Consider the following 24,263-nt stretch of genomic DNA (forward strand, 5'->3'; position numbering starts at 1 on the left):
TCACCCCTACCGTCATTCACCTGTGGGCGGGGCTCCGTCAGGAGTCCGCGCCCGGCCTGTCCACGAGCTCGATCTGGTCCACCGCGTTGCACCAGCGGCAGCGGACCGACTCGATGGTCTCATTGACCACCTCGCGCTCCTCGACCTTGGGCTCCCCGGCAAGATCCAGGTGGACGTACTCCACGACCTTCGACGAACGAGTGACGTCGAAACGCGTGAGGTTGCCGCACAGCGTGCAGCGCCACCGGGTGGTGTCGGTCGGCAGGGGAACCGTCATCAGGCCGCTCTCTCCTTCGTAGCTGATTCAATTAAAGCCGCCGTCCGCGTCAATCGGCGGACCGCAGCTCGTAACCCTACGGCCTGCCGGTGCTCCGGGCGGGTCCGCTTGGGTCATGCTCGATCGCATGATCGTAAAGTGGCAGGCCCTCCGGGAGGCCGCCCGGGGCCCGGTGGTCGTCCACGCGCTGATCGCCGGCTGCTGCGCGGTGTTCCTGTTCGGCCCGTCCTCGGGGCTGAATCCCGCGTACGGGACGGGCGAGCGGTTACTGGAGACGGGGACCGCGTACTTCCGGCGCTGGGGCGTGGTCCCGGACGAGCTCTTCACCGGCTCGGCGCGGGCCCTGCTGACGCCGCTCACCGCCCTGTTCGTGCACGGCAGCTGGCTGCACCTGCTCGGCAACATGCTGTTCCTGTACGTCTTCGGCGTGATGACGCAGGAGCGGATGGGGCGACCGGAGTTCCTGTCGTTCTACATCTGCACGGGATACCTGGCGCTGGCGGCGTACGCGGCGGCCAACGCCTCGTCGGACCAGACCCTGGTCGGCGCCTCGGGCGCGATCTCCGCGGTGCTCGGCGCCTTCCTCTGCCTGTTCCCTCGCGCCCGTGTGACGAGCCTGTTCCCCTTCCTCCTGTTCCTTCCGCTGCGCTTCCCGGCGTGGCTGGTCCTGCTGTTCTGGTTCGCCCTCCAGTGGGTGGCGGCGCACCGTGCGGGCAGCGGCCCCGGGGTGGCGTACCTCGCCCACCTGGTGGGCTTCTCGCTCGGCTTCGTCTACGCATGGGTGCGCTATCGGCGTACGACTAGAGTGAGGCGACCAGCGACGGCCACCGAGGGAGACAGCCAGCCGTGATCACCGCGATCGTGCTCATCAAGACCAGCGTGGACCGCATCCCCGAGATCGCCGAGTCCATCGCCGCGCTGGAAAATGTCAGCGAGGTCTACTCCGTCACGGGGACGTACGACCTGATCGCCCTGGTCCGCGTGGCCCGCCACGAGAACCTGGCGGACATCATCCCGGGCCGCATCAGCAAGATCCCGGGCGTCGAGGCGACGGACACGCACGTGGCGTTCCGCACGTACTCGCAGCACGACCTGGAAGCGGCCTTCGCCATCGGCCTCGACGCGTAGCGAGCCCTCACAGCCCGGGCAGACCCTCCCCCGGCCGGGCCGGGCGGGCCTCCTGGAGCCAGAACAGGTACCCGCGCAGGCGGTCACCGAGGTCGCCGTCGATGTGGGCCACGTAGGCGCGGGCTCCCCCGGCGGCCTCGCGCTCCTCCGCCCGCTCCGACACCGACCACTCGCGGTCCAGGCCCACGGCCCACTCCCGCACCCGGCCCCGGTCGCGCCACCACTCGCGCACCAGCTCCGGGGTCCAGTGCTCATCCCCGTCGCGCTGGAATCCGGCCATCAGGTCCTGCCAGGCGGCGGCCATGACCCGGTACGTCTCCTCGGGCGTGCGCGGCTGGCGGTATACGAACTCCTGGCCGTACTCGTCGTCGTACAGGACGTGGCCCGGCGCGACGCCCCGCCCCACCCGGCAGGTGTCGGTCGCCGCCCCGTAGAACGGCCCCGGCACATTGCGCCAGTTGCGCTCCCCCCACACGTCGTGCGAGGTGTCCCACGACACGTCGTAGGCGCGCACCCACTCCGCGAGGCCGGGGAGCGGTTCGCCCTCCACGCAAGCGTTGACGGTCGGTATCGGGTCCCAGTAGGCCATGGTCGTCGGCGTGTCACACGGCCGGGACGCAGCGGCCTTCCTCGGTGCGGTACTGCCACTTCGCCCCGTCGGCCACGAGTTCCCTGACCGCGCCGACGAAGCGGTCGACGTGCTCGTCCGGGGTGCCGGCGCCGAAGCTGACGCGGATCGCGTTCAGCGAGCGCTCGCCGGGGGCCGCCTCGGGGGCTCCGCATTCGCCCTGGGCCTGCGGCTCGCTGCCCAGCAGGGTGCGGACCAGCGGGTGGGCGCAGAAGAGGCCGTCGCGGACGCCGATCCCGTACTCCGCCGACAGCGCCGCCGCGAAGTGCGAGCTGTTCCAGCCGTCGACCACGAAGGAGATGACCCCGACCCGCGGGGCGTCGTCGCCGAAGAGGGACAGGATCCGGACGGCCGGGACCTCCGCCAGGCCCTCGCGGACCTTGGCGATCAGGTGCCGCTCGCGGGCGACGAGGTCCTCGAAGCCCGCCTCGGTCAGGGCCTTGCAGGCGGAGGCGATCGAGTACACGCCGATCACGTTCGGGGAGCCGGCCTCGTGGCGGGCCGCCGTCGTGTGCCACTCGACGTCGACGCCGCCGTCCGCGCGGCGGGCGACCTTCCGGGAGGCGCCGCCGCCGGCCAGGTACGGCTCCGCCTGCTGCAGCCAGTCCGCCCGGCCGGCCAGCACGCCCGAGCCGAACGGCGCGTACAGCTTGTGCCCGGAGAAGGCCACCCAGTCCACGTCCAGCTCCTGCACGGAGACGGGGTGGTGCGGGGCCAGCTGGGCGGCGTCCAGGACGATCCGCGCGCCGTGGGCGTGCGCCGCGGCGGCGAGCTCCTTAACCGGCCACAGCTCACCGGTGACGTTGGACGCGCCGGTGACGCAGACCAGCGCCGGACCCCAGGGCTCGCGCTCGGCGAGCGCCCGCTCCAGGGTCTCCACGGCCTGGGCCGGGGTCCGCGGCGCGTTGAGGTACGTGACCTGCGCGTCCCCCCACGGCAGCAGCGAGGCGTGGTGCTCGGTCTCGAAGACGAACACCTGGCAGTCGGCCGGCAGCACGGCGGCGAGCAGGTTCAGCGAGTCGGTGGTGGACCGGGTGAAGATCACTTGATCGGACGGACGGCAGTCGAGGAACCCGGCGACCGTCGCCCGGCTCTGCTCGAAGAGGTCCGTGGACAGCTGGGAGAGGTAGCCGGCGCCGCGGTGCACGCTGCCGTAGTACGGGGCGTACGCGGCGACGTCGTCCCAGACCCGCTGGAGCGCGGGGGCGCTGGCCGCGTAGTCGAGGGCCGCGTAGGTGACCTCGCCGCCGGTGACGAGCGGGACGGTGACGTCCCGGCCGAGCACCGGCAGCGGCTCGGCACAGGCGGGGTCGGCGGCGGCGGCGGTCACGATGTCGGTGGCGGCGGTGTTCGGGTACGTGGACATGGCGGTATCTCCCGGCGGGACAGGCTGAATGGCTTCGGACGGCCCGTACGCGGGTGCACGCGGGTGCACGCATCCCGGAAACGGGTGCGCGGATGCACAGGTGCAGTGGTACGGGAGTTGCCTCGACGCGCGGACGGCTCAGGACCGCACGGAGGGTGAAGAAGGGGCGGAGTCGCCCTATCGCATTCGCTTGCTCACGGAAAAGCTCCTCGAGAGACCAGGACCCCTGGTGTCGAGGGATCCGCGCTTGCCGCAGGCCTTTCTGCCTGCGGCCTGGTCATCACCCGGGGCACCCCGCCACGGAAGGAGGGTTGCCGGACAGCGAGCCGGGGCCAAAACGCTGTCACTCGTGACCTGGTCAGCATCCTGCCACAAGATCCCCCACGCACAAGACCCCGGTCCGCATGGTGATACGCGCGAACCGGGGTCCTGGCCGGAAACGGTCAGGCGTTGCTGGCCGCCACCCAGCGGTCCAGGGCCGCCCGGGCCGCGCCCGAGTCGACGGACTCCGCCGCGCGGGCGATCGCGGCGCGGATCTGGTCCTCCAGGGTCCCCGTGCCCGGGTCCAGGGCCACCAGCGCCGCCGCGGAGTTCAGCAGGACCGCGTCGCGCACCGGGCCCGTCTCGCCGGCCAGCAGCCGGCGGGCGACGTCCGCGTTGTACGAGGCGTCCGCGCCCCGCAGCGCCGAGACGTCGACCAGCGCGATGCCGACGTCACGCGGGTCGAACGACTGCTCGTCCACCCGGCCGTCGCGCACCCACCACACCCGGGAGGTCGCCGTCGTCGTCAGCTCGTCCAGGCCGTCGTCCCCGCGGAACACCAGCGCCGAGGAACCCCGCTCCGCCAGCACGCCCGCCACGATGGGGGCGACCCGCGCGTCCGCCACGCCCGTGGCCTGCGCCCGTACCCGCGCCGGGTTGGTCAGCGGGCCCAGGAAGTTGAACGTGGTGCGGATGCCCAGCTCCTTGCGGGCCGCCGCCACGTGCCGCAGCGCCGGGTGGAACTTCACCGCGAAGCAGAAGGTGATGCCGGCCTCCTGCGCGACCTCGACCACCCGCGCCGGGGTGAGGTCCAGGTTGACCCCGAGCTTCTCCAGCACGTCCGAGGAGCCGCTCGCGGAGGACGCGGCACGGTTGCCGTGCTTGACCACCTTCGCGCCCGTACCGGCCACCACGATCGAGGACATCGTCGAGATGTTCACCGTCTTGGCGCCGTCGCCGCCCGTGCCGACGATGTCCACCGTCCGGCCCGGCACCTCGATCAGGTTGGCGTGCCCGTACATGGACCGCACGAGGCCGTTGATCTCCGCGACCGTCTCCCCCTTGGCCCGCAGCGCCACCACGAAGCCGGCGATCTGGGCGTCCGTGGCCTCTCCGCGCATGATCCGGTCCATGGCCCAGGCGGTCTCGTCCGCGCGCAGGTCCTGGCCGGACAGCAGGGCATCGAGGACGCCCGGCCAGCCGCGGGCCGCCACGCTGTCGCCGCCTGCCGGGGTCGCAACGTTCATGGTCCGCTCCTGCTGTTGATCGGCCACCCGATGTCGGGGCCCACTCGAATGGGAAGGGGTTCAGCCTATCCAGCCCCGGGGACGGCAAAGAGCCCCGTCCGGACACTGGACGGGGCTCTTGCCGTGGCGACACCAGGACTGACCTGAATCAGTCCCTCAAGCGGGATCAGTGGTGGCCGTGGCCGCTCTGGATCTCCTTGTACTCCTCCACCGTGGGCTTCGGAATCTGGCTGTCCTCCGCGTAGTAGCCCTTGCTGAGCTTCGCGCGGAGCTTCTCCATGCGGCCGACCTTGCGCTCGACACCGTTCTCGTCGACCGTCGGGCCGATCTCGACCGGCTTGTACTGCTCGTGCGCGGTCAGCGTGTGCAGCTTGCCCTGGGTCAGCGGCTCGTGGATCTCGACGAACTCACCGTGCGGCAGGCGCTTGATGATGCCGGTCTCGCGACCGTGCAGCACCTTGTCCCGGTCCCGGCGCTGGAGGCCGAGGCAGATCCGCTTGGTGATGACGAAGGCGATGACCGGGCCGACGAAGAAGCCGATACGGGCGAACCAGGTGATGTTGTTGATCGACAGGTGGAAGTACTGCGCGAACATGTCGTTTCCACCGGCGATCAGCAGGATGACGTACCACGTCAGCCAGGCCACACCGAAGGCCGTACGGGTCGGGACGTTGCGCGGGCGGTCCAGGATGTGGTGCTCGCGCTTGTCCCCGGTGACCCAGGACTCGATGAACGGGTAGACCGCGATCGTGGCCAGTACCAGCGGGAAGACCACCAGCGGGATGAACACGCCCAGGACGAGCGTGTGGCCCCAGAGGTTGATCTCCCAGCCGGGCATCGCACGGATGAGGCCCTCGGAGAAGCCCATGTACCAGTCCGGCTGCGCGCCGGTGGACACGTGGTCCGGCCGGTACGGGCCGAGCGCCCAGATCGGGTTGATCGAGGCGATCGCCGCGATGGCCGCGATGACACCGAAGACCAGGAAGAAGAAGCCTCCGGCCTTGGCCATGTAGACCGGCAGCAGCGGCATGCCGACGACGTTGTTGTTCGTCTTGCCGGGACCCGCGAACTGGGTGTGCTTGTGGTAGAAGACCAGGATCAGGTGGGCCACCAGCAGGCCCATCATGATGCCGGGCAGCAGCAGGATGTGGATCGAGTAGAACCGCGCGACGAAGTCGCCGCCGGGGAACTCGCCGCCGAAGAGGAAGAACGACAGGTACGTGCCGACGATCGGCACGGACAGGATCGCGCCCTCCATGAAGCGGACACCGGTGCCCGAGAGCAGGTCGTCCGGCAGGGAGTAACCGGTGAAACCGGTGAACATGCCGAGGACCAGCAGCAGGAAGCCGAAGATCCAGTTGACCTCGCGCGGCTTGCGGAACGCGCCGGTGAAGAACACGCGCATCATGTGCACGAGCATCGCCGCGACGAAGATCAGCGCCGCCCAGTGGTGGATCTGCCGGATGAGCAGACCGCCGCGGACCTCGAAGCTGATGTTCAGGGTCGAGGCGAAGGCCTCGGACATCTGGACACCCTGCATCGGCACGTACGAGCCGTGGTACACGACCTCGTTCATGCTCGGGTGGAAGAACAGCGTCAGGTACACACCCGTGAGGATGATGATGATGAAGCTGTAGAGGCAGATCTCACCCAGCATGAAGGACCAGTGGTCCGGGAAGATCTTGCGCATGTTGGACTTGGCCAGGCTGTAGATGCCCAGGCGTCCGTCCGCCCAGTCCGCTACCCGCTCGCCCTTGGAGGGCGCCGGCCGCTTTGTGTCAGTGGCAGTGCTCATCCGCGCTCCCAGAATGCAGGACCGACGGGCTCTTCGAAGTCGCCGAGCGCTTCGAGGAAGCCTTCACCGTTCACGCCGATCCGCAGCTGCGGAAGCGCGTGGCCGGCCGGACCGAAGATGACTCGGGCGCCGTCGGAGAGGTCGAAGGTGGACTGGTGGCACGGGCAGAGCACGTGGTGGGTCTGCTGCTCGTACAGGCTGATCGGGCAGCCGACGTGGGTGCAGATCTTCGAGTAGGCCACGATGCCCTCGTGGGACCACTCGAGTTCCTGCTTGTCCTTGATGTCATCCGGCTTGATGCGGACGATCATCAGGGCGGCCTTGGCGATCTGCGTCTGGAAGTCGTGCTGCTCCTCCTCCAGGCCCTCGGGCCTGGCGAAGGTCAGCGAACCGACCAGCACGTCCTCGGGACGCAGCGGCTCGTTCGTGTTGTCGTTGATGAGCAGCTTGCCCTTGGCCCACACGGTCTTGCGCAGCTTCTCCTCGGGCAGCGGGCCCAGGTCGCGCATGATCATGAGAGCGGACAGCGGCAGCATCGACAGCGCGCCCAGCATGGTGTTGCGGATCAGCGGGCGGCGGGCGATGCCCGACTCCTGCGCGCCGTCGGCGAAGTCCTGCATGACCTTCGCCTTGAGCTCCGGCGGCGCCGCGATCTCGTGGCGCTCGTCGGCGACCTCCACGTCGGACATCAGGGTGCGGGCCCAGTGGACCGCGCCCGCGCCGATGCAGAAGAGGGCCGTGCCCAGGGTCAGACCGAGCGCGAAGTTCAGCGCGCTCACCTTCCCGATCGGGAAGATGTAGACGATCTTGTCGACCGGGAGGATCACGTACGAGGCGATGAAGCCGATCGTGGCCAGCATCGACAGCGTGAACAGCATCGCCACGGTGCGCTCGGAGCGCTTCGCGGCCTGCTCGTCGATGTCCTGGATACGGGGCTTGTGGACCGGAAGGCCCGGGTCGGCGAACGGATCGTCCGCGACTGCTACGCCACCGTGGTGCGCGTCGCCCTGCTCGCTCGGCAGGTGCTTCTCTTCGGGAATGTCTTGGCTACTCATGACTTCTTGGCCTTAGCGGTGTGGGCCGCGACCCAGACGGCGACAGCGATCAGCGCACCCAGACCGAAGATCCAGCCGAACAGACCCTCGGAGACGGGGCCGAGGCCGCCGAGCTTGAGACCACCGGGGCTGGTCGACTTGTCGCCGTTCACGTGCTCGAGGTACGCGATGATGTCCTTCTTCTCCTTCGTCGGCATGGTGCTGTCCGGGAAGGAGGGCATGTTCTGCGGGCCGGTGAGCATGGCCTCGTAGATGTGCTTCGGCGAGACGCCCTCGAGGTTCGGGGCGTACTTGCCGTTCGTCAGCGCGCCACCCTCGCCGGTGAAGTTGTGGCACTGCGCGCAGTTGTTGCGGAAGAGCTCACCACCCCTGGCGATGTTGGCGCCCGCCGGGTCGTACTGCTTCTCGGTCGGCACGCTGGGGCCGGCGCCGAGGGAGGCGATGTAGGCGGCGAGCTGGTCGATCTGCGCCTGGTCGTAGATGACCGGCTTCTTCGGCACCTGCACGCCGGGCTGCTGGGCGGGCATGCGGCCCGTGCTCACCTGGAAGTCGACGGCCGCGGAGCCGACGCCGACCAGGCTGGGGCCGTCAGTGGAACCCTGACCGCCGGTTCCGTGGCAGCTTGCGCAACCCACGGCGTAGAGCTTCTGGCCCTCCTCGATGGCGAGGGACTGGGCGGTTTCATCGGCCTGCGCCTTGCCCGCGGGGGCGAAGGCGGCGTACAGCCCCCCAGTGGCCGCCAGCGCGAGGAGTAGAACGACGACCGCCGCCAGCGGATGGCGTCGTCGTGCGGAGAGCTTTTTCACGGATTACCCCGGTGTCAGGATCTTCTGCGTCGGTGTTTCTGGATGGAGTGCCGGGTCTCGCCCGGTGACGTGTTCGCTACTTGATCAGGTAGATCGTCGCGAAGAGGCCGATCCAGACGACATCGACGAAGTGCCAGTAGTAGGACACGACGATGGCCGACGTGGCCTGTTCGTGGGTGAACCTCTTGGCCGCGTACGTCCGGCCGAGGACCAGCAGGAAGGCGATGAGACCGCCCGTCACGTGCAGACCGTGGAAGCCGGTGGTCAGGTAGAACACCGAGCCGTACGGACCTGACTTGAGAGACATGCCCTCGTGCTTGACCAGCTCGGTGTACTCGAACACCTGGCCGCCAATGAAGATCGCACCCATGACGAATGTGATCATGAACCACGACCGGAGCTTCTTCACGTCACCGCGCTCGGCGGCGAATACGCCGAGCTGGCAGGTGAGGGAGGAAAGCACCAGGATCGTCGTGTTCGTCGCCGAGAAGGGCAGATTCAAGGCCGAAGCCTGCTCTGTCCAGTACTCGGCACCTGTCACGGATCGCAGGGTGAAGTACATCGCGAAGAGGGCCGCGAAGAACATCAGCTCGGAACTCAACCAGATGATGGTTCCGACGCTGACGAGGTTCGGCCGGTTGACCGTCGGGTGCGCGTGCCCGGTATCTACTGTCGTTGCTGTCGCCACGACCGACATTATGTCGGTCGCTTATCCCGCCCTCACCCCGGGGGGTGCCGTTCGGAGTGTCAGGGGCGTGTGCAAGGCCCGAACGGCCCATCAGATCGGCCCGGGGGCCTTCATCGGCGAGGCTGTCCGAACCGATGTTGACACCGGGTCGGACGGAGTAGCATCCCGCGCAACATCAACGTGATTCACGGCACCGTGGAGGAACGAAATGCGGTCGACTGCACGGGTTCTGGTCTACAGCGACGACGCGAGCACCCGCGAGCAGGTGCGGCTGGCGGCCGGGCGCAGGCCGGCCGCGGACCTGCCACCGGTCGAGTTCGTGGAATGCGCCACTCTCCCGGCCGTCCTGAGCGAGCTGGACGCGGGCGGGATCGACGTGTGCGTGCTGGACGGCGAGGCGGTCCCGGCCGGCGGCATGGGCGTGTGCCGGCAGATCAAGGACGAGATCTTCCGATGCCCGCCGGTACTGCTGCTGATGGGGCGTCCGCAGGACGCCTGGCTGGCCACCTGGAGCCGCGCGGACGCGGCGGTGACCCTTCCGGTCGACCCGGTGGAGTTCGCCGACGCCCTGGCGGGCCTGGTGCGTTCCCGGCTGTCGTCGGCCGCGTGACGCACGGCCGACGCCGGCGCGCCGTCATCCGTACGTACGGACTTCGGCACGCCGGCGTCGGTCGTACGGGCCGGCCGGGTCCGCGCCCGGAGCGCGGGCCCGCCGCGCTCAGACCTGCGGGCGCAGCCGGGCCTGGTCGATCGGACTGCGGCCTTCCTGGGTGCCCTTGAGGAGGGCGCTGCCGTCGCGCCACTCCTTCCAGTCCAGGTTCCAGTCGCCGAAGCCGTTGCCGAAGGGCTCCATGTCCTCGCCGATACTGTTGACCACCCGGACGATGTCGCCCTCGGTGATGTTCTCGTAGAACCAGGCGGCGTTGCTCGTGCTCATGCCGGTGCAGCCGTGGCTGACGTTCTCGGAGCCCTGCGAGTCCAGGGACCACGGCGCGGCGTGCACGTATTCACCACTCCAGGTGACGCGGGTCGCGTAGTAGACGGGCAGGTTGTAGTACTCGCTGCCGCCGATGCCCACGGTGTCGCCGCGCATCTGGACGAAGTACTGCTTGCCGAGCACCACCTTGACCCCGTTGCGGGTGGAGAAGCCGGGCTTTCCGGTGGTCACCGGAATGGTATTGATCACTTCTCCGTTGCGCTCGAACGTCAGGTAGTGCGCGGAGGCGTCCGTGGTGACCTCGACGCGGTCCCCGATCTCCAGCGTCAACGGCGTGGCGGCGGCCCCGTGGAGCTCGTCGTTGATCTTGATGCCCTCCAGATTGCTCCGTACGGAGACGGTGGAGTGCGCGGGCCAGTAGTCCTTGGGGCGGAAGTGCAGGTTCTTGTCGTCCACCCAGTGCCAGGCGCCCTCGACGCCCGCCGGCGTGCTGACGACCAGGCCCCGCTCCACGATCGCCCGGGCGGCCTTGTCCGTGATGGGCTCGTTGAGTACGGCCGTGAGGGGCTGTCCGACGCCGTACTTGCCCTCGTCCGGCCCGAATTCGACCTTGAGGACCTTCTCGGCCGGAGTCGTCTCGAACGTCAGCCTGCGCTGCCCCGGAGCGCCTCGCTCGTCCTCGGTGTTCACCAGGACCGTGTAATGGACGCCGGCGGCCATCGGGGCGGTGCTGTGCCAGCGGTCGCCCTTGGCGCTCAGCTCGCCCGCGAGGCGGCGTCCCTGGGCGTCCACGGCGGACACGTCGGTGATCCGGCTGCCGCCGGTGCCCTTGGCGGTGATCTCCAGGGGCTTCTCGGGGTCGACGGGCCGCTTGCCGGGCGGCTGGTTGAAGACGACCTGGTCGCCCGCGTCGTACGGGCGGGCTGACAGCGGGTTGCCCCCGGGCCCGCAAGCGGTGGCGCCGGCCCCGAGCGACGCCACCAGCACAGAGCAGCTGACTACCGTCCAAAGACGCGGTGAGTGGTTCATGGAGCCCACGCTATGAAGGTATGACCATTGCTGCGCGCGGGGTGACTGCAAACGAGGGGCCCGGACTCCTCCATTGGAGGTGTCCGGGCCCCTGGTCCTGTCTCGGTGCTGCGGTCCTACTGGTTCTGGTTCTCACCGCGGTAGTACTCGTACACCCAGCCCCACAGACCGATCAGGATCAGCGGAGCGGAGAAGTACATGAGCCACCAGCCGAAGATGACGCCCATGAAGGCGAAGGCGCCACCGATCGCCAGCGAGAGCGGCTGCCAGCTGTGCGGGGAGAAGAACCCCAGCTCGCCCGCCTCGTCGGCGACGTCGGCCTCCAGGTTGTCCTGGGCCATCTCGTCGACACGCTTGGCCGTGAAAGCCAGGTAGTAGCCGATCATGACGCTCAGGCCGAAGGCCAGGAAGAGCGCGGTGGTACCGACGGGCTCCTTCGACCACACGCCGTACACGACGGCCATGATCAGGATGAAGAAGGAGAGCCAGAGGAACATCTTGCCCTGGATCTTCACTTGCCGGCCTCCTTGCCACCGGTGACGGCCTTGGCGGCGACGCTGTGGTCCTCGAGGTGGTCGAGGGCTGCGATCTCAGGGTGGTGCAGGTCGAACGCCGGCGACTCGGAACGGATTCGCGGCAGGGTGAGGAAGTTGTGCCGCGGCGGCGGGCAGGACGTCGCCCACTCGAGCGAACGGCCGTAACCCCACGGGTCGTCGACCTCGACCTTCTTGCCGTACTTCGCCGTCTTCCAGACGTTGTACATGAACGGCAGCATCGACATGCCCAGCAGGAAGGAGCTGATCGTCGAGATCGTGTTCAGGGCGGTGAAGCCGTCGGCCGCGAGGTAGTCCGCGTAACGGCGCGGCATGCCCTCGGCGCCCAGCCAGTGCTGCACCAGGAACGTGCCGTGGAAGCCGATGAACAGCGTCCAGAAGGTGATCTTGCCGAGGCGCTCGTCCAGCATCTTGCCCGTGAACTTCGGCCACCAGAAGTGGAAGCCGGCGAACATCGCGAACACCACGGTGCCGAAGACGACGTAGTGGAAGTGCGCGACGACGAAGTACGAGTCGGAGACGTGGAAGTCCATCGGGGGCGAGGCCAGGATGACGCCGGTCAGACCACCGAAGGTGAAGGTGATCAGGAAGCCGATCGTCCAGAGCATCGGGGTCTCGAAGGACAGCGAGCCCTTCCACATGGTGCCGATCCAGTTGAAGAACTTCACACCGGTCGGTACCGCGATCAGGAAGGTCATGAAGGAGAAGAACGGAAGCAGCACGCCGCCGGTGACGTACATGTGGTGGGCCCACACGGTCACGGAGAGGCCGGCGATCGAGATCGTCGCGGCGATCAGGCCGATGTAACCGAACATCGGCTTGCGGGCGAAGACCGGGATGATCTCGGAGATGATTCCGAAGAATGGCAGCGCGATGATGTACACCTCTGGGTGTCCGAAGAACCAGAAGAGGTGTTGCCACAGCAATGCGCCGCCGTTGGAGGCGTCGAATACGTGGGCGCCGAACTTGCGGTCGGCCTCCAGCGCGAAGAGCGCGGCGGCCAGCACCGGGAAGGCGAGCAGGACCAGGACACCGGTCAGCAGCACGTTCCAGGTGAAGATCGGCATGCGGAACATCGTCATGCCGGGGGCGCGCATGCAGATGATCGTGGTGATGAAGTTGACCGAGCCGAGGATCGTACCGAAGCCGGAGAAGGCCAGACCCATGATCCACATGTCGGCGCCGATGCCCGGCGAGCGGACCGCGTCCGACAGCGGGGAGTAGGCGAACCAGCCGAAGTCGGCGGCGCCGTTCGGCGTCACGAAGCCGGCCACCGCGATGGTCGAGCCGAAGAGGTACAGCCAGTACGCGAACATGTTCAGCCGCGGGAACGCCACGTCGGGCGCGCCGATCTGCAGCGGCATGATCCAGTTCGCGAAGCCCGCGAAGAGCGGGGTGGCGAACATCAGCAGCATGATCGTGCCATGCATGGTGAACGCCTGGTTGAACTGCTCGTTCGACATGATCTGCGTGCCCGGACGGGCCAGCTCTGCACGCATGAAGAGCGCCAGCAGACCGCCGATGAGGAAGAACACGAACGACGTGACCAGGTACATCGTGCCGATGGTCTTGTGGTCGGTAGTGGTCAGCCACTTCACGACGACATTGCCCGGCTGCTTGCGCCGTACCGGCAGCTCGTTTTCATACGAGTCGGCGGCGGCACCCTGAGATTCGTTGAGGATGCTCACAGTTTGTTCGTCTCCGCATTCCGGGCCGGGTCAGTCTGCTTGATGCCGGCCGGGAGGAAGCCGGTCTGCCCCTTCTCGGCCAGTTCCTTGAGGTGCGCCCGGTAGGCCTCGGGCGAGACGACCCTGACGTTGAAGAGCATCCGGGAGTGGTCGACGCCGCAGAGCTCGGCGCACTTGCCCATGAAGACGCCCTCTTCGGAGGGGGTGACCTCGAAAACGTTGGTGTGGCCCGGGATCACGTCCTGCTTGAACAGGAAGGGGACCACCCAGAAGGAGTGGATGACGTCGTTCGACGACAGGATGAAGCGGACCTTCTCGCCCTTGGGGAGCCAGAGGGTCGGCCCCGGGTTGCCCGTCTCCAGGTTCCGGTCGCCGGGAACGCCCTTCTCGTAGACGCCTTCGGCGCCCGCGGGGAATTCCTTGGTGAAGCGGTCCGGGATGTTGGCGAGCTCCTTGGGGACCTCGCCGGCCTTCGGGGTCGCCGCGTCTCCGTCGACGTTCTCGACGTAGTTGAAGCCCCAGCTCCACTGGAAACCGATCACGTTGATCGTGTGAGCCGGCTTCGGGGTGAGGGCGAGCAGCTTCGACTCGTCACGCGCGGTGAAGTAGAAGAGCACCGAGACGATGATGAGCGGGACCACGGTGTACAGCGCCTCGATGGGCATGTTGTACCGGGTCTGCGGGGGGACCTCCACCTTCGTCCGGCTGCGCCGGTGGAAGATGATGCTCCAGATGATCAGGCCCCAGACCAGGATGCCCGTGATGAGGGCAGCTGCCCACGACCCCTGCCACAGGGACAGGATGCGAGGCGCCTCCTCCGTGACCGGATAGGGCATTCCGAGCCGGGGGAAGTCTTGCCAGTTGTACGAGCAACCAGTGGCGGTCGCCAGGACCGCGCCCGCAGTCAGCGCCTGCAGCAGCTTCCGCCGCATCGGGCGCCGCGGCGAGCGGTCGGAGCCGTAGGGACTCACGTAGCGCCTTCCCGAGAGTCTCGGCCCGCGCGGCCGGCCGCGGCCGTATTCGGGTCGGTCGCCGGCCCTGACGCAGGCAGGGGTTTGGATGTTTATGCGGACCAAACCCTACTGGACGCTATTTGGGGTCGCGCGGGGAGGGTGCCCAACGCGCCGCTACTGCCCCCGAAGGGATGGATCCGCCGTACGGGGGACGGACCAACACCCCCTGAACGGCGGCCTCCGGAGGGCATCTGACGGCCCCTGACCTCGAACGCCCCCGGGCGCCGGTTAGCGTGGCCCGATGCCGTACTTCGACACCGCGTCCGCCGCTCCCCTGCACCCCGTGGCCCGGCAGGCGTTGCAAGCCTCCCTGGACGAGGGCTGGGCGGACCCCGCCCGGCTCTACCGGGAGGGCCGGCGCGCCCGGCTGCTGCTGGACGCGGCGCGCGAGGCGGCGGCGGAGGCCGTGGGCTGTCGCCCCGACGAGCTCGTGTTCACTCCTTCGGGGACGCACGCGGTTCACACGGGGGTCGCGGGAGCGCTCGCCGGGCGCCGGCGCGTCGGCGGTCATCTGGTCGTATCGGCGGTCGAACACAGTTCTGTACTCCACGCGGCGGACGCGCACGAGGCCGCCGGCGGGACGGTGACCCACGTCCCGGTGGACCGCGCGGGCGCGGTGTCCGCGACCGGGTACGCCCGCGCACTGGACGCGTCGACGGCCCTGGCCTGCCTCCAGTCGGCCAATCACGAGGTCGGCACCGTCCAGCCGGTGGCGGAGGTGGCCGAGGTCTGCGCGGCGGCCGGGGTGCCGCTGCTCGTGGACGCGGCGCAGACCCTGGGCTGGGGCCCGGTGGAGGACGGCTGGTCGGTGCTCACCGCGAGTGCGCACAAATGGGGCGGACCGGCGGGGGTCGGGCTGCTGGCGGTCCGCAAGGGCGTCCGCTTCTCCCCCCAATTCCCTGCGGACGAAAGGGAGTCGAGGCGCTCACCCGGTTTCGTGAACCTCCCGGCCGTCGTGGCGGCGGCGGCCTCGCTGCGCGCCGTACGGGCCGAGGCCGAGGCGGAGGCGGCCCGGCTGCGGATCCTGGTGGACCGCATCCGGCGGCGCGTGGCCCGGCTGGTGCCCGACGTGGAGGTGGTCGGGGACCCGGAGCGGCGACTGCCGCACCTGGTCACGTTCTCCTGCCTGTACGTCGACGGCGAGACGCTGCTGCACGAGTTGGACCGGGCGGGCTACTCCGTCTCCTCCGGCTCCTCCTGCACCAGCTCCACGCTGACCCCGAGTCATGTGCTCCGGGCGATGGGCGTGCTGTCGGAGGGGAACGTACGGGTCTCCCTGCCGCTGGGGACCACGGCTCAGGAGGTGAACGGCTTCCTGGAGGTCCTGCCGGGGGTGGTGGCGGGGGTCCGCGCCACACTCGGCGTCGGCGAACCGGCGGCGGTGGCGCCGGTGTCGGACGCGCTGGAGATCGACGCCCTGGGCCTGCGCTGCCCCCAGCCGGTGATCGAGCTGGCCCGCGCGATCGGCACGGTCCCGGTCGGCGGCACCGTCACCGTCCTGTCGGACGACGAGGTGGCCCGCCTGGACATCCCGGCCTGGTGCGCGATGCGCGGCCACACCTACGAGGGCGAGGCCCCGCGCCCGGCGGGGGTCGCGTACACGGTCCGCCGGCGGGTCTGACCTCCAGTCCCGCCGGCGTCCGAGGAGCGGGGGGGGGTTACGCCGCGAGGTGGGCGCGGACCTCGGAGGCGGCGTCCTCGCCGTACGCCTTCGTGAAGCGCTCCATGAAGTGGGCACGGGCCAGGGTGTACTCCTGCGTGCCCAGCGTCTCGATCACGAGGGTGGCCAGCATGCAGCCGATCTGCGCCGCCCGCTCCAGGCCCACGCCCCACCCGAGACCGGTCAGGAACCCGGCGCGGAACGCGTCGCCGACGCCCGTCGGGTCCACCTTCGCCGTCTCGTCCGCGCAGCCGACCACGATCGGCTCCTCGCCGACCCGCTCGATCCGCACGCCCCGCGAGCCCAGCGTGGTCACGCGCGTGCCGACCTTGCCCAGGATCTCCGCGTCCGTCCAGCCGGACTTCGACTCGATCAGGCCCTTCTCGTACTCGTTCGAGAAGAGGTACGTCGCGCCCTCCATCAGCGTGCGGATGTTCTCGCCGTCCATCCGGGCGATCTGCTGAGAGAAGTCGGCGGCGAACGGGATCCCCCGCGTCCGGCACTCCTCCGTGTGGCGCAGCATCGCCTCGGGGTCGTCGGCGCCGATGAGGACGAGGTCGAGTCCGCCCACCCGGTCGGCGACGGCCTTCAGCTCGATCAGGCGGGCCTCGCTCATCGCGCCCGTGTAGAAGGAGCCGATCTGGTTGTGGTCGGCGTCCGTGGTGCACACGAAGCGCGCGGTGTGCAGCACCTCGGAGATCCGCACGGACTCGGTGTCGACGCCGTGCCGGTCCAGCCACGCGCGGTACTCGTCGAAGTCGTACCCCGCCGCGCCGACGAGGATCGGGCGGGTGCCGAGCTGGCCCATGCCGAAGCAGATGTTCGGGCCGACGCCGCCCCGGCGTACGTCGAGGTTGTCGACGAGGAAGGAGAGGGAGACCGTGTGCAGCTGGTCCGCGACGAGCTGGTCGGCGAAGCGGCCGGGGAAGGTCATGAGGTGGTCGGTGGCGATGGAGCCGGTGACTGCGATACGCACGGCGTGGACGCTCCTGCGGAGGACGGCGAGGGTGACAGTCAAAACTACCCGGTCGCTGCCCGGTCGCCGACCGCACGAAACTACCCCGTAGTAGGTCTTTCTTCGCCCGCCGAGCCGTGCCTACCGTGCCCCCATGACCTACACCGATGGTTTCGGGTACATGGGTATGCCCAAGGACGGCGCCGAAAAGGGCGCCTGCGACACGCGGCCCGGCTTCGCGCGGCTGCTGGGTGACTGCGCCAGGATGGCCCCGCACTGGGCGGTCCCGGCGGACCCCCGGCCGGACCGGGTGGCGCCCTCGCAGATCCACGGGATCAGCGTCCCGCCGGCCTCGGCCCGCCTGATCGCCTCGACGGCCGAGTACGGGGACTAGGGGACCGGGGAACCGGTTCGCCGTCTGTTCCGTCACAGCCGCATCAGCCACTGCGGCGAGGGCGAAGGAGCAAGCGGTGACCACCGAACAACCCGACACATCACGCGGCACACGGCGGCGGCCGGCCTGGGCCATCGGCTCGATCGCGGCCGCCGTCCTGCTCGCGGGCGGCGGTACGGCGTACTGGGCGTCGGCCGCCTCCGGAGACGGCAAGGCGGGCGCCCGTACGGGAGACAGCGCGGCCTCGGCGCCCCGCGTCGCGCCGAGCCCCTCCGGACCGGGCATCGCCCCCGGAGAGCCGGACCCGCACGGCAGCGGGGTGACGTACCGGGCCGACGTGAAGCTCCCCGACGCCCCGGCGACCGCGCCGTCCTTCGCCGTGACCGGCGAGGTCACCTCGGAGGAGGCGGCGCGGCTCGCCACGGCCCTCGGCCTGCCGGGCACCCCGCGGCTCAGCGGCGAGACCTGGCTCGCCGGGGAGGGCGCCGACGGATCCGGACCCCGGCTCACGGTGAACCACAAGGCCCCGGGGACCTGGAACTTCTCGCAGTTTCGAGGAACGGGGGGCCAGGGGACCGGCGGCGCCGGTGACGACTGCAAGCGCGGCAAGGACACCTGCGGCCCGGCCACCCTCCCCCAGGCGGACGGCGCCGACGGCAACGGCGGTGCGGCCGCCACGGGCGGCACCCCGGTGGGCGAGGAGGCCGCCAAGGCCGCGGCCGCCCCGGTGCTCGCGGCGCTCGGCCAGAGCGGGGCCAAGGTGGACGCCCGGCTCACGCAGGGCTCCGTACGCGTGGTGACGGCCGACCCGGTGATCGACGGGCTGGCCACCCAGGGCTGGTCCACGAAGATCAGCGTGGGCGCGGACTCCCGGGTGGTGGCGGGCAGCGGCGAGCTGAAGGCGCCCGTGCGCGCGGCGGAGCAGCCGGTGGTCGGGGCCGTGGAGGCGCTGGCCCGGCTGAACCGGTCCTCGGCCGGATCCGGCGGTACGGACCCGGGGCCCAGCGGCTGCGCGACCTCGGTCCCGCTGACCGCGGACACCCCGGTCGGCCCCGGGGAGACGCCGCCCTGCAACCCGGAGCCGCGGCCGATGAAGCCGCCGCGGACCGAGACGGTGAAGGGGGCTGCGCTCGGGCTGGCTCCGGGGACCGTGGACGGGGCGCGCGGCCTGGTCCCGGCCTGGCTGTTCGAGGTGGCGGGCAGCAACGGCGGGCCCGGCCGTACGGTGGCCCAGCCGGCCGGCGAGGACGCCGCGGCCGTGCCGTCGGCCCCCAAGGGCGGGCGGACCGTGCCGGGGGTCTCGTACCAGGAGGCCGACCGGAAGCTGACCGTGAACTTCTGGGGCGGGGTGTGCAGCACCTACGCCCTGGAGGCGCGGGAGGAGGCCGGATCGGTGACGGTGCGGATCACCGACACCCCGAACGAGCCGGGCCGGGCCTGCATCATGCTCGCCCAGGACATGACCGTGTCGGCGACCCTCCAGCAGCCGCTGGGCGAGCGCAAGGTGATCGACGCGACCTCGGGCAAGCCGCTCCCCCGGCAGTAGCCCGCCGCGCACGACGGAGGCCCCCGGCGCTCATGGCGCCGGGGGCCTCCCGTGTGTCCGTGCTCGCTACAGCCTTAGCTGAAGGAGTCGCCGCAGGCGCAGGAGCCGGTGGCGTTGGGGTTGTCGATCGTGAAGCCCTGCTTCTCGATGGTGTCGACGAAGTCGATCGAGGCACCGTGCAGGTACGGGGAGCTCATCCGGTCCGTGACGACCTTCACGCCGTCGAAGTCCTTGACGACGTCGCCGTCGAGGGAGCGCTCGTCGAAGAAGAGCTGGTACCGCAGGCCGGAGCAGCCGCCGGGCTGGACGGCGACGCGGAGCGCCAGGTCATCGCGGCCTTCCTGCTCCAGCAGGGTCCTGACCTTCTCGGCGGCGGCGTCGGACAGGAGGATGCCGTCGCTCACAGTGGTCTTGTCGTCCTGTACGGACATCTGCATTCACTCCCGAAGTGGGCGGCTCCCCACCCAAGGCGGGGAAACGTCGGACTCTTGCCGTCGATGGCAACCAGCGGGGCCGCGGATTCATTCCGGACCCGACGCATGTTTCAGATTTCCATGCTCGCACACCGTCGCGGGGAGGTGGACCTGACGGACCCGGAGCTTCGCCCCGGGCGAATTCGTCACATCGACACTATCGGCATCGTCAAAGTGACGTGAAGCGGCTATCATAGATAACGTCAAATAGACGAGAAGTCGAATCCGGCTTCAGAAGCCCTGCTTCGGAAGTCCCTTGTCGCGGAACAGAAAGGGTGCGTGTCGTGACCACCGCCCAGCCTTTGGACGTCCAGCCGACGCCCCTTGCCCTGCTGCTGCTCGGCCGTGAGGCCGACCCCAAGAGCGAGCGCGGGGTGGAGTGCCCCGGCGACCTGCCGTCGCCGTCGGACCCGGACCTGGTCGCGCGCGCCCGCGCGGCCAAGGAGAAGCTCGGGGACAAGGTCTTCATCCTCGGCCACCACTACCAGCGTGACGAGGTGATCGAGTTCGCCGACGTCACCGGCGACTCCTTCAAGCTGGCCAAGGACGCGGCCGCCAAGCCGGAGGCCGAGTACATCGTCTTCTGCGGCGTCCACTTCATGGCGGAGTCCGCGGACATCCTGACCTCCGACGACCAGAAGGTCGTCCTGCCGGACCTGGCCGCCGGCTGCTCGATGGCCGACATGGCCACCGCCGAGCAGGTCGCCGAGTGCTGGGACGTGCTCACCGAGGCCGGCATAGCCGGTGCGACGGTCCCCGTCTCGTACATGAACTCCTCCGCCGACATCAAGGCGTTCACCGGCAAGCACGGCGGCACCATCTGCACCTCCTCCAACGCGAAGAAGGCCCTGGAGTGGGCCTTCGAGCAGGGCGAGAAGGTGCTCTTCCTGCCGGACCAGCACCTGGGCCGCAACACCGCCGTCCGCGACATGGGCATGTCCCTGGACGACTGCGTCCTGTACAACCCGCACAAGCCGAACGGCGGCCTGACCGTCCAGCAGCTGCGGGACGCCAAGATGATCCTGTGGCGCGGCCACTGCTCCGTGCACGGCCGGTTCTCGGTCGACTCGGTCAACGACGTGCGCGCCCGCATCCCCGGCGTGAACGTCCTCGTCCACCCCGAGTGCAAGCACGAGGTCGTCGCGGCCGCGGACTACGTCGGCTCGACGGAGTACATCATCAAGGCGCTGGAGGCGGCCCCGGCCGGCTCCAAGTGGGCCATCGGCACCGAGCTGAACCTCGTCCGCCGCCTGGCGAATCGATTCGCCGCGCAGGACAAGGAGGTCGTCTTCCTCGACAAGACGGTCTGCTTCTGCTCGACGATGAACCGCATCGACCTCCCCCACCTGGTGTGGACGCTGGAGTCCCTGGCAGAGGGCACCCTCGTCAACCAGATCCAGGTCGACAAGGAGACGGAGAGCTTCGCGAAGCTCGCCCTGGAGCGCATGCTCGCCCTCCCGTAGCGGTCCCCCGCCGTACGCCCGAAGGGCCGCCCCCTCGTTCGAGGGAGCGGCCCTTCGGGCGTTCGCCGGACCGTACGTCAGACCCTGACCGGGGATTCCTCGTCCGAGGACCCGTCCGGGACCCGGACCACTGTCAGGCGGGCCGTGCGCCTGGCCTCGCGCTTCGCGCGGCGGCGCTCCTTGCGGAGCTCGATCATCGTGTAGAGGGTCGGCACCAGGAGCAGCGTCAGCAGGGTCGAGCTGACCAGGCCGCCGATCACGACCACCGCGAGCGGCTGCGAGATGAACCCGCCCTCGCCGGTCACGCCGAGCGCCATCGGGAGCAGCGCGAAGATCGTCGCGAGGGCCGTCATCAGGATCGGGCGCAGGCGGTGCCGGCCGCCCTCGATGACGGCCTCGACCACGCCCAGCCCCTGGGCCCGGTACTGGTTGACCAGGTCGATCAGGACGATCGCGTTGGTGACGACGATGCCGATGAGCATCAGCATGCCGATCATCGCCGGGACGCCCAGCGGGGTGCCGGTCACCAGCAGCAGGCCGAGCGCGCCGGTCGCCGCGAACGGGATCGACACCAGCAGGATCAGCGGCTGGATCAGCGACCGGAACGTGGCCACGAGCAGCATGAACACGATCGCGATGGCCGCGAGCATGGCCAGGCCCAGGGAGGCGAACGCGTCGTCCTGGTCGGAGGAGACGCCGCCGATGACGGCCGTGGCACCCTCGGGCAGGTCCAGCGCCTTGATCTTCGTCTGGAGCTCGGCGCCGATGGCGCCGGTGTTGTCGCCGACCGGCTTCGCCGTGATCGTGGCGGCGCGGGCGCCGTCGATCCGGGTCATCGAGACCGGGCCGGGCACCTCCGTGACCTCGGCGACGTCGCCGAGCTTGACCGGGCCGACGGGGAGCGCCTGCAGTTCGGCCAGGGTGGCGGCCGGGTGCGCGGACTTGATGACGATGTCCCGCTCGGTGTTGTCCAGTACGGCCTTGCCCGCCGGGGTGCCCCGTACGGCCTGGGCGACGATCGCGCCGAGGGCGGCCTGGTTCAGGCCCGCCTCGGCGGCCTTCGGGGTGGCGGTCACCGAGATGCGCGGAACGGACTGGGAGAGGTCGCTCTGTACGTCGGTGACGTCGTCGAGGGTGGCCACCTCGGCCCGGACCTGCTCGGCGGCCTTGGCGAGGACGTCCGCCTGGCCGGCCTTGACGACCACGCTCAGGTTCTGGCTGCCGAAGCCGCCGCCCGCCGAGATGCTGGTGTCGCCGATGCCGTCGAGCTTGCCGAGGGCGTCCTCGATGCGCTTCTTGACGCCCTCGGAGTCGCCGGAGTCCTCCAGGGTGACCTGGTACGAGGCCTGGTTGGAGCCCGTACCGCCGCCGAAGGCGGCCAGGAAGCCGGAGGAGCCGACGGTGACCTGGTAGTCCTTGACGCCCTTGACCTCGGTCAGGGTCTTCTCGACCCGCCGGGCGGCGGCGTCGGAGGCGGTCAGCGAGGTGCCCGGGGGCAGCTGCTGCTTGACCGTCAGGACGCTCTGCTCGCCCTGGTCGAAGAAGTTGGTCTTCAGCAGGGGCGCCATCCCGAAGGTGGCGACGAGGACGACGACCGCGACGGCCAGGGTGGCGATCCGGCGGCGCGTGACCAGGCCCAGGGTGCGTACGTAGAAGCCCTGGAGGCGGCTCCTGGCCTCCTTCTCCTCGGCCTCGCGCCGCGCCTTCGCCACGCTCTCGGCGTTCGCCGGGTCGATGCCCTTCGGGGCGCGCAGGAACCAGTACGAGAGCACCGGGACGACCGTCAGGGAGACGATCAGCGAGGCCAGCAGGGCCGCGGCGACGGTGAGGGAGAACGGGCCGAAGAACTCGCCGACCATGCCGCCGACGAAGCCGATCGGCAGGAAGACGGCCACGGTGGTGAGCGTGGAGGAGGTGACCGCGCCGGCGACCTCCTTGACGGCGGCGACGATCGCGGCCTCGCGCTCCTCGCCGTAGCCGAGGTGGCGCTTGATGTTCTCCAGCACCACGATCGAGTCGTCGACGACGCGGCCGATGGCGATGGTGAGGGCGCCCAGGGTCAGCATGTTGAGCGACAGGTCGCGGGTCCACAGCACGATGAGCGCGAGGACCACGGACAGCGGGATCGAGACCGCGGTGACCAGCGTCGAGCGCAGCGAGGCCAGGAAGACCAGGATCACGATCACCGCGAAGAGCAGGCCGAGCAGGCCCTCGGTGGTGAGGCCGGAGATGGACTTGGCGACGGGCGGCCCCTGGTCGCTGACGACGGTCAGCTCGGCGCCGGCACCGAGGGCGGAGCGCAGCTCGGGCAGCTTGTCCTGGACGGCGTCGGAGATCGCGACGGCGCTGCCGTCCTTGTCCATGGTGAGGACGAGGGCGAGGCTGGGCTTGCCGTTGGTGCGGGTCAGGGAGACGGCCTTGGCGGGCTCCTGCGTGACGGTGGCGACGTCGGCCAGGCGCACGGCCGGCTTGCCGGGGCCGGCGCTCAGGCGCAGGTCCTGGAGCTGCGCGACGGAGGTGTAGCCGCCGCCGACGCGGACGGTCCGGTTCTTGCCCGCCTCGTCGAAGGAGCCGGCGGGGACGGTGGCGCCGCCCGCCTGGAGGGCCTGGGCGAGGGCGGCGCCGTCGAGGCCGGCCGCCGCGAGCTTGGCGTTGTCGGGGGTGACGGCGACCTGGAGGTCCTGGACCCCGTCGACGCTGACCTGGCCGACGCCCTCGATATCCTCGAGGACGGGGACGACGGAGCGGCTGAGCTGGTCGGCGAGCGCCTGCTGGTCCCTGTCCGAGGTGACGGCGAGGACGACGGTCGGGATGTCGTCGGTGGAGCCGGCCACGACCTGCGGGTCCACCTCGGCGGGCAGCCGTACGCGGGCCCGGTTCACGGCCTGCTGGACGTCGGCGACGAGCTGCTTGGTGCCCTCGTCGCCGTAGTCGAACTTGGCCATGATGAGGGCGTTGCCCTCGCTGGCGGTGGAGGTGATGCCGGTGATGCCGTCGACGCCCTTGAGGGTGGCCTCGATCGGTTCGATGACCTGCTTCTCCACCACGTCGGGCGAGGCGCCCTGGTACGGCGCGAGCACGGACACCATCGGCAGTTCGATGGACGGCAGCAGCTGCTGCTTGAGCTGCGGGATGGCTATGGCGCCGAAGAGCAGTGCGGTGATCGACACGAGGCCGATCAGCGCTCTTTGGGCCAGGCTGAAGCGGGACAGCCAGGACATGGGTGGGATCTCTCTGCAGTGGCGTGCGCGGGGCTGGGCCTGAAGGCCGCGGGCCTTCAGCCTTCCGTACGCCGGGGCG

General features: G+C 69.8%; 22 protein-coding genes and 1 riboswitch. Of the genes, 7 read left to right on the forward strand and 15 right to left on the reverse strand.

Annotated elements, in window-relative coordinates:
- Window positions 1–37: 37 nt before the first annotated feature.
- The gene (locus ACFXGI_RS15955) at window positions 38–277 is read right to left on the reverse strand and encodes a hypothetical protein (RefSeq protein WP_008738811.1); all 240 of its coding nucleotides are present in this window, start codon (window positions 275–277) and stop codon (window positions 38–40) included.
- Window positions 278–404: 127 nt separating this feature from the next.
- Between ACFXGI_RS15955 and ACFXGI_RS15960 the strand changes: the two genes are divergently transcribed.
- Both ACFXGI_RS15960 and ACFXGI_RS15965 read left to right on the forward strand, forming a co-directional pair.
- Window positions 405–1,127, forward strand: a complete 723-nt coding sequence (locus ACFXGI_RS15960) for a rhomboid family intramembrane serine protease (RefSeq protein WP_384706361.1) — start codon at window positions 405–407, stop codon at window positions 1,125–1,127.
- Window positions 1,124–1,405 carry an Lrp/AsnC family transcriptional regulator gene (locus tag ACFXGI_RS15965; protein WP_030013053.1) on the forward strand — a complete coding sequence of 94 codons (282 nt, stop codon included), beginning with the start codon at window positions 1,124–1,126 and terminating at the stop codon, window positions 1,403–1,405. The genes ACFXGI_RS15960 and ACFXGI_RS15965 overlap by 4 nt, the downstream gene beginning before the upstream one ends.
- 7 nt (window positions 1,406–1,412) lie before the next feature.
- On the opposite strand, the gene ACFXGI_RS15970 is transcribed toward ACFXGI_RS15965, so the two are convergent.
- The 7 genes from ACFXGI_RS15970 to ACFXGI_RS16000 form a co-directional block, all read right to left on the reverse strand.
- Complete coding sequence (locus tag ACFXGI_RS15970; protein WP_384706363.1) at window positions 1,413–1,994, reverse strand: ferredoxin; 582 nt, start codon at window positions 1,992–1,994, stop codon at window positions 1,413–1,415.
- Between the two features lie 13 nt (window positions 1,995–2,007).
- Window positions 2,008–3,399: an aminotransferase class V-fold PLP-dependent enzyme gene (locus ACFXGI_RS15975; RefSeq protein WP_384706365.1), complete on the reverse strand. Its 1,392-nt coding sequence runs from the start codon at window positions 3,397–3,399 to the stop codon at window positions 2,008–2,010.
- 238 nt (window positions 3,400–3,637) lie between these two features.
- Window positions 3,638–3,754: riboswitch (SAM riboswitch) on the reverse strand.
- A gap of 88 nt (window positions 3,755–3,842) precedes the next feature.
- Window positions 3,843–4,907, reverse strand: coding sequence for an anthranilate phosphoribosyltransferase (trpD, locus tag ACFXGI_RS15980; RefSeq protein ID WP_384706367.1), 1,065 nt, complete (start codon window positions 4,905–4,907; stop codon window positions 3,843–3,845).
- A 166-nt stretch (window positions 4,908–5,073) separates the two neighbouring features.
- Window positions 5,074–6,702 (reverse strand): cytochrome bc complex cytochrome b subunit, encoded by a 1,629-nt coding sequence (locus ACFXGI_RS15985; protein WP_351778867.1) that lies wholly within the window; start codon window positions 6,700–6,702, stop codon window positions 5,074–5,076.
- On the reverse strand, window positions 6,699–7,757 hold the full coding sequence (locus tag ACFXGI_RS15990; RefSeq protein WP_384706369.1) for a Rieske 2Fe-2S domain-containing protein: 1,059 nt from the start codon (window positions 7,755–7,757) through the stop codon (window positions 6,699–6,701). Before ACFXGI_RS15990 ends, ACFXGI_RS15985 begins: the two co-directional genes overlap by 4 nt.
- Complete coding sequence (locus tag ACFXGI_RS15995; RefSeq protein WP_384706371.1) at window positions 7,754–8,563, reverse strand: c-type cytochrome; 810 nt, start codon at window positions 8,561–8,563, stop codon at window positions 7,754–7,756. Before ACFXGI_RS15995 ends, ACFXGI_RS15990 begins: the two co-directional genes overlap by 4 nt.
- 76 nt (window positions 8,564–8,639) lie before the next feature.
- Complete coding sequence (locus ACFXGI_RS16000; RefSeq protein ID WP_048476286.1) at window positions 8,640–9,260, reverse strand: heme-copper oxidase subunit III; 621 nt, start codon at window positions 9,258–9,260, stop codon at window positions 8,640–8,642.
- Between the two features lie 199 nt (window positions 9,261–9,459).
- Between ACFXGI_RS16000 and ACFXGI_RS16005 the strand changes: the two genes are divergently transcribed.
- On the forward strand, window positions 9,460–9,861 hold the full coding sequence (locus tag ACFXGI_RS16005) for a hypothetical protein (protein ID WP_030863504.1): 402 nt from the start codon (window positions 9,460–9,462) through the stop codon (window positions 9,859–9,861).
- Between the two features lie 108 nt (window positions 9,862–9,969).
- Here ACFXGI_RS16005 and ACFXGI_RS16010 read toward each other — a convergent pair whose 3' ends face one another.
- From ACFXGI_RS16010 to coxB, 4 genes are all read right to left on the reverse strand, one after another.
- The gene (locus tag ACFXGI_RS16010) at window positions 9,970–11,217 is read right to left on the reverse strand and encodes an Ig-like domain-containing protein (RefSeq protein ID WP_384706374.1); all 1,248 of its coding nucleotides are present in this window, start codon (window positions 11,215–11,217) and stop codon (window positions 9,970–9,972) included.
- A gap of 116 nt (window positions 11,218–11,333) precedes the next feature.
- The gene (locus ACFXGI_RS16015; protein WP_030863499.1) at window positions 11,334–11,732 is read right to left on the reverse strand and encodes a cytochrome c oxidase subunit 4; all 399 of its coding nucleotides are present in this window, start codon (window positions 11,730–11,732) and stop codon (window positions 11,334–11,336) included.
- Window positions 11,729–13,459 (reverse strand): cytochrome c oxidase subunit I, encoded by a 1,731-nt coding sequence (ctaD, locus tag ACFXGI_RS16020; RefSeq protein WP_384706376.1) that lies wholly within the window; start codon window positions 13,457–13,459, stop codon window positions 11,729–11,731. Before ctaD ends, ACFXGI_RS16015 begins: the two co-directional genes overlap by 4 nt.
- Complete coding sequence (gene coxB / locus ACFXGI_RS16025; protein ID WP_229340342.1) at window positions 13,456–14,430, reverse strand: cytochrome c oxidase subunit II; 975 nt, start codon at window positions 14,428–14,430, stop codon at window positions 13,456–13,458. The genes ctaD and coxB overlap by 4 nt, the downstream gene beginning before the upstream one ends.
- Window positions 14,431–14,713: 283 nt before the next feature.
- Here coxB and ACFXGI_RS16030 point away from each other — a divergent pair, with 283 nt between their 5' ends.
- The gene (locus ACFXGI_RS16030) at window positions 14,714–16,093 is read left to right on the forward strand and encodes a cysteine desulfurase/sulfurtransferase TusA family protein (RefSeq protein ID WP_384706378.1); all 1,380 of its coding nucleotides are present in this window, start codon (window positions 14,714–14,716) and stop codon (window positions 16,091–16,093) included.
- 37 nt (window positions 16,094–16,130) lie between these two features.
- Here ACFXGI_RS16030 and ACFXGI_RS16035 read toward each other — a convergent pair whose 3' ends face one another.
- Window positions 16,131–17,108, reverse strand: a complete 978-nt coding sequence (locus ACFXGI_RS16035) for a carbohydrate kinase family protein (protein ID WP_384706380.1) — start codon at window positions 17,106–17,108, stop codon at window positions 16,131–16,133.
- 133 nt (window positions 17,109–17,241) lie between these two features.
- Here ACFXGI_RS16035 and ACFXGI_RS16040 point away from each other — a divergent pair, with 133 nt between their 5' ends.
- Window positions 17,242–17,481: a hypothetical protein gene (locus ACFXGI_RS16040; RefSeq protein WP_384706382.1), complete on the forward strand. Its 240-nt coding sequence runs from the start codon at window positions 17,242–17,244 to the stop codon at window positions 17,479–17,481.
- A 76-nt stretch (window positions 17,482–17,557) separates the two neighbouring features.
- Window positions 17,558–19,027, forward strand: coding sequence for a hypothetical protein (locus ACFXGI_RS16045; RefSeq protein ID WP_384706384.1), 1,470 nt, complete (start codon window positions 17,558–17,560; stop codon window positions 19,025–19,027).
- Between the two features lie 74 nt (window positions 19,028–19,101).
- On the opposite strand, the gene erpA is transcribed toward ACFXGI_RS16045, so the two are convergent.
- Window positions 19,102–19,458, reverse strand: coding sequence for an iron-sulfur cluster insertion protein ErpA (gene erpA, locus ACFXGI_RS16050; RefSeq protein WP_030010511.1), 357 nt, complete (start codon window positions 19,456–19,458; stop codon window positions 19,102–19,104).
- A gap of 317 nt (window positions 19,459–19,775) precedes the next feature.
- On the opposite strand from erpA, the gene nadA reads away from it, so the two are divergent.
- The gene (gene nadA / locus ACFXGI_RS16055; protein WP_132755832.1) at window positions 19,776–20,963 is read left to right on the forward strand and encodes a quinolinate synthase NadA; all 1,188 of its coding nucleotides are present in this window, start codon (window positions 19,776–19,778) and stop codon (window positions 20,961–20,963) included.
- 77 nt (window positions 20,964–21,040) lie between these two features.
- Here the strand turns inward: nadA and ACFXGI_RS16060 are convergent, their stop codons facing one another.
- Entirely contained in the window at window positions 21,041–24,184 is a 3,144-nt protein-coding gene (locus ACFXGI_RS16060) for an efflux RND transporter permease subunit (RefSeq protein ID WP_384706386.1), read from the reverse strand.
- Between the last annotated feature and the right edge of the window lie 79 nt (window positions 24,185–24,263).

It is taken from the genome of Streptomyces sp. NPDC059355, from assembly GCF_042752335.1.
In the GTDB taxonomy this organism is placed as follows: Bacteria; Actinomycetota; Actinomycetes; order Streptomycetales; family Streptomycetaceae; genus Streptomyces.

Coding starts and splice junctions, on each gene's coding strand:
- ACFXGI_RS15955 (WP_008738811.1), bottom strand. CDS start 277: ATGACGGTTCCCCTGCCGACCGACACCACCCGGTGGCGCTGCACGCTG.
- ACFXGI_RS15960 (WP_384706361.1), top strand. CDS start 405: ATGATCGTAAAGTGGCAGGCCCTCCGGGAGGCCGCCCGGGGCCCGGTG.
- ACFXGI_RS15970 (WP_384706363.1), bottom strand. CDS start 1,994: ATGGCCTACTGGGACCCGATACCGACCGTCAACGCTTGCGTGGAGGGC.
- ACFXGI_RS15975 (WP_384706365.1), bottom strand. CDS start 3,399: ATGTCCACGTACCCGAACACCGCCGCCACCGACATCGTGACCGCCGCC.
- trpD (WP_384706367.1), bottom strand. CDS start 4,907: ATGAACGTTGCGACCCCGGCAGGCGGCGACAGCGTGGCGGCCCGCGGC.
- ACFXGI_RS15985 (WP_351778867.1), bottom strand. CDS start 6,702: ATGAGCACTGCCACTGACACAAAGCGGCCGGCGCCCTCCAAGGGCGAG.
- ACFXGI_RS15990 (WP_384706369.1), bottom strand. CDS start 7,757: ATGAGTAGCCAAGACATTCCCGAAGAGAAGCACCTGCCGAGCGAGCAG.
- ACFXGI_RS16000 (WP_048476286.1), bottom strand. CDS start 9,260: ATGTCGGTCGTGGCGACAGCAACGACAGTAGATACCGGGCACGCGCAC.
- ACFXGI_RS16005 (WP_030863504.1), top strand. CDS start 9,460: ATGCGGTCGACTGCACGGGTTCTGGTCTACAGCGACGACGCGAGCACC.
- ACFXGI_RS16010 (WP_384706374.1), bottom strand. CDS start 11,217: ATGAACCACTCACCGCGTCTTTGGACGGTAGTCAGCTGCTCTGTGCTG.
- ACFXGI_RS16030 (WP_384706378.1), top strand. CDS start 14,714: ATGCCGTACTTCGACACCGCGTCCGCCGCTCCCCTGCACCCCGTGGCC.
- ACFXGI_RS16040 (WP_384706382.1), top strand. CDS start 17,242: ATGACCTACACCGATGGTTTCGGGTACATGGGTATGCCCAAGGACGGC.
- erpA (WP_030010511.1), bottom strand. CDS start 19,458: ATGTCCGTACAGGACGACAAGACCACTGTGAGCGACGGCATCCTCCTG.
- ACFXGI_RS16060 (WP_384706386.1), bottom strand. CDS start 24,184: ATGTCCTGGCTGTCCCGCTTCAGCCTGGCCCAAAGAGCGCTGATCGGC.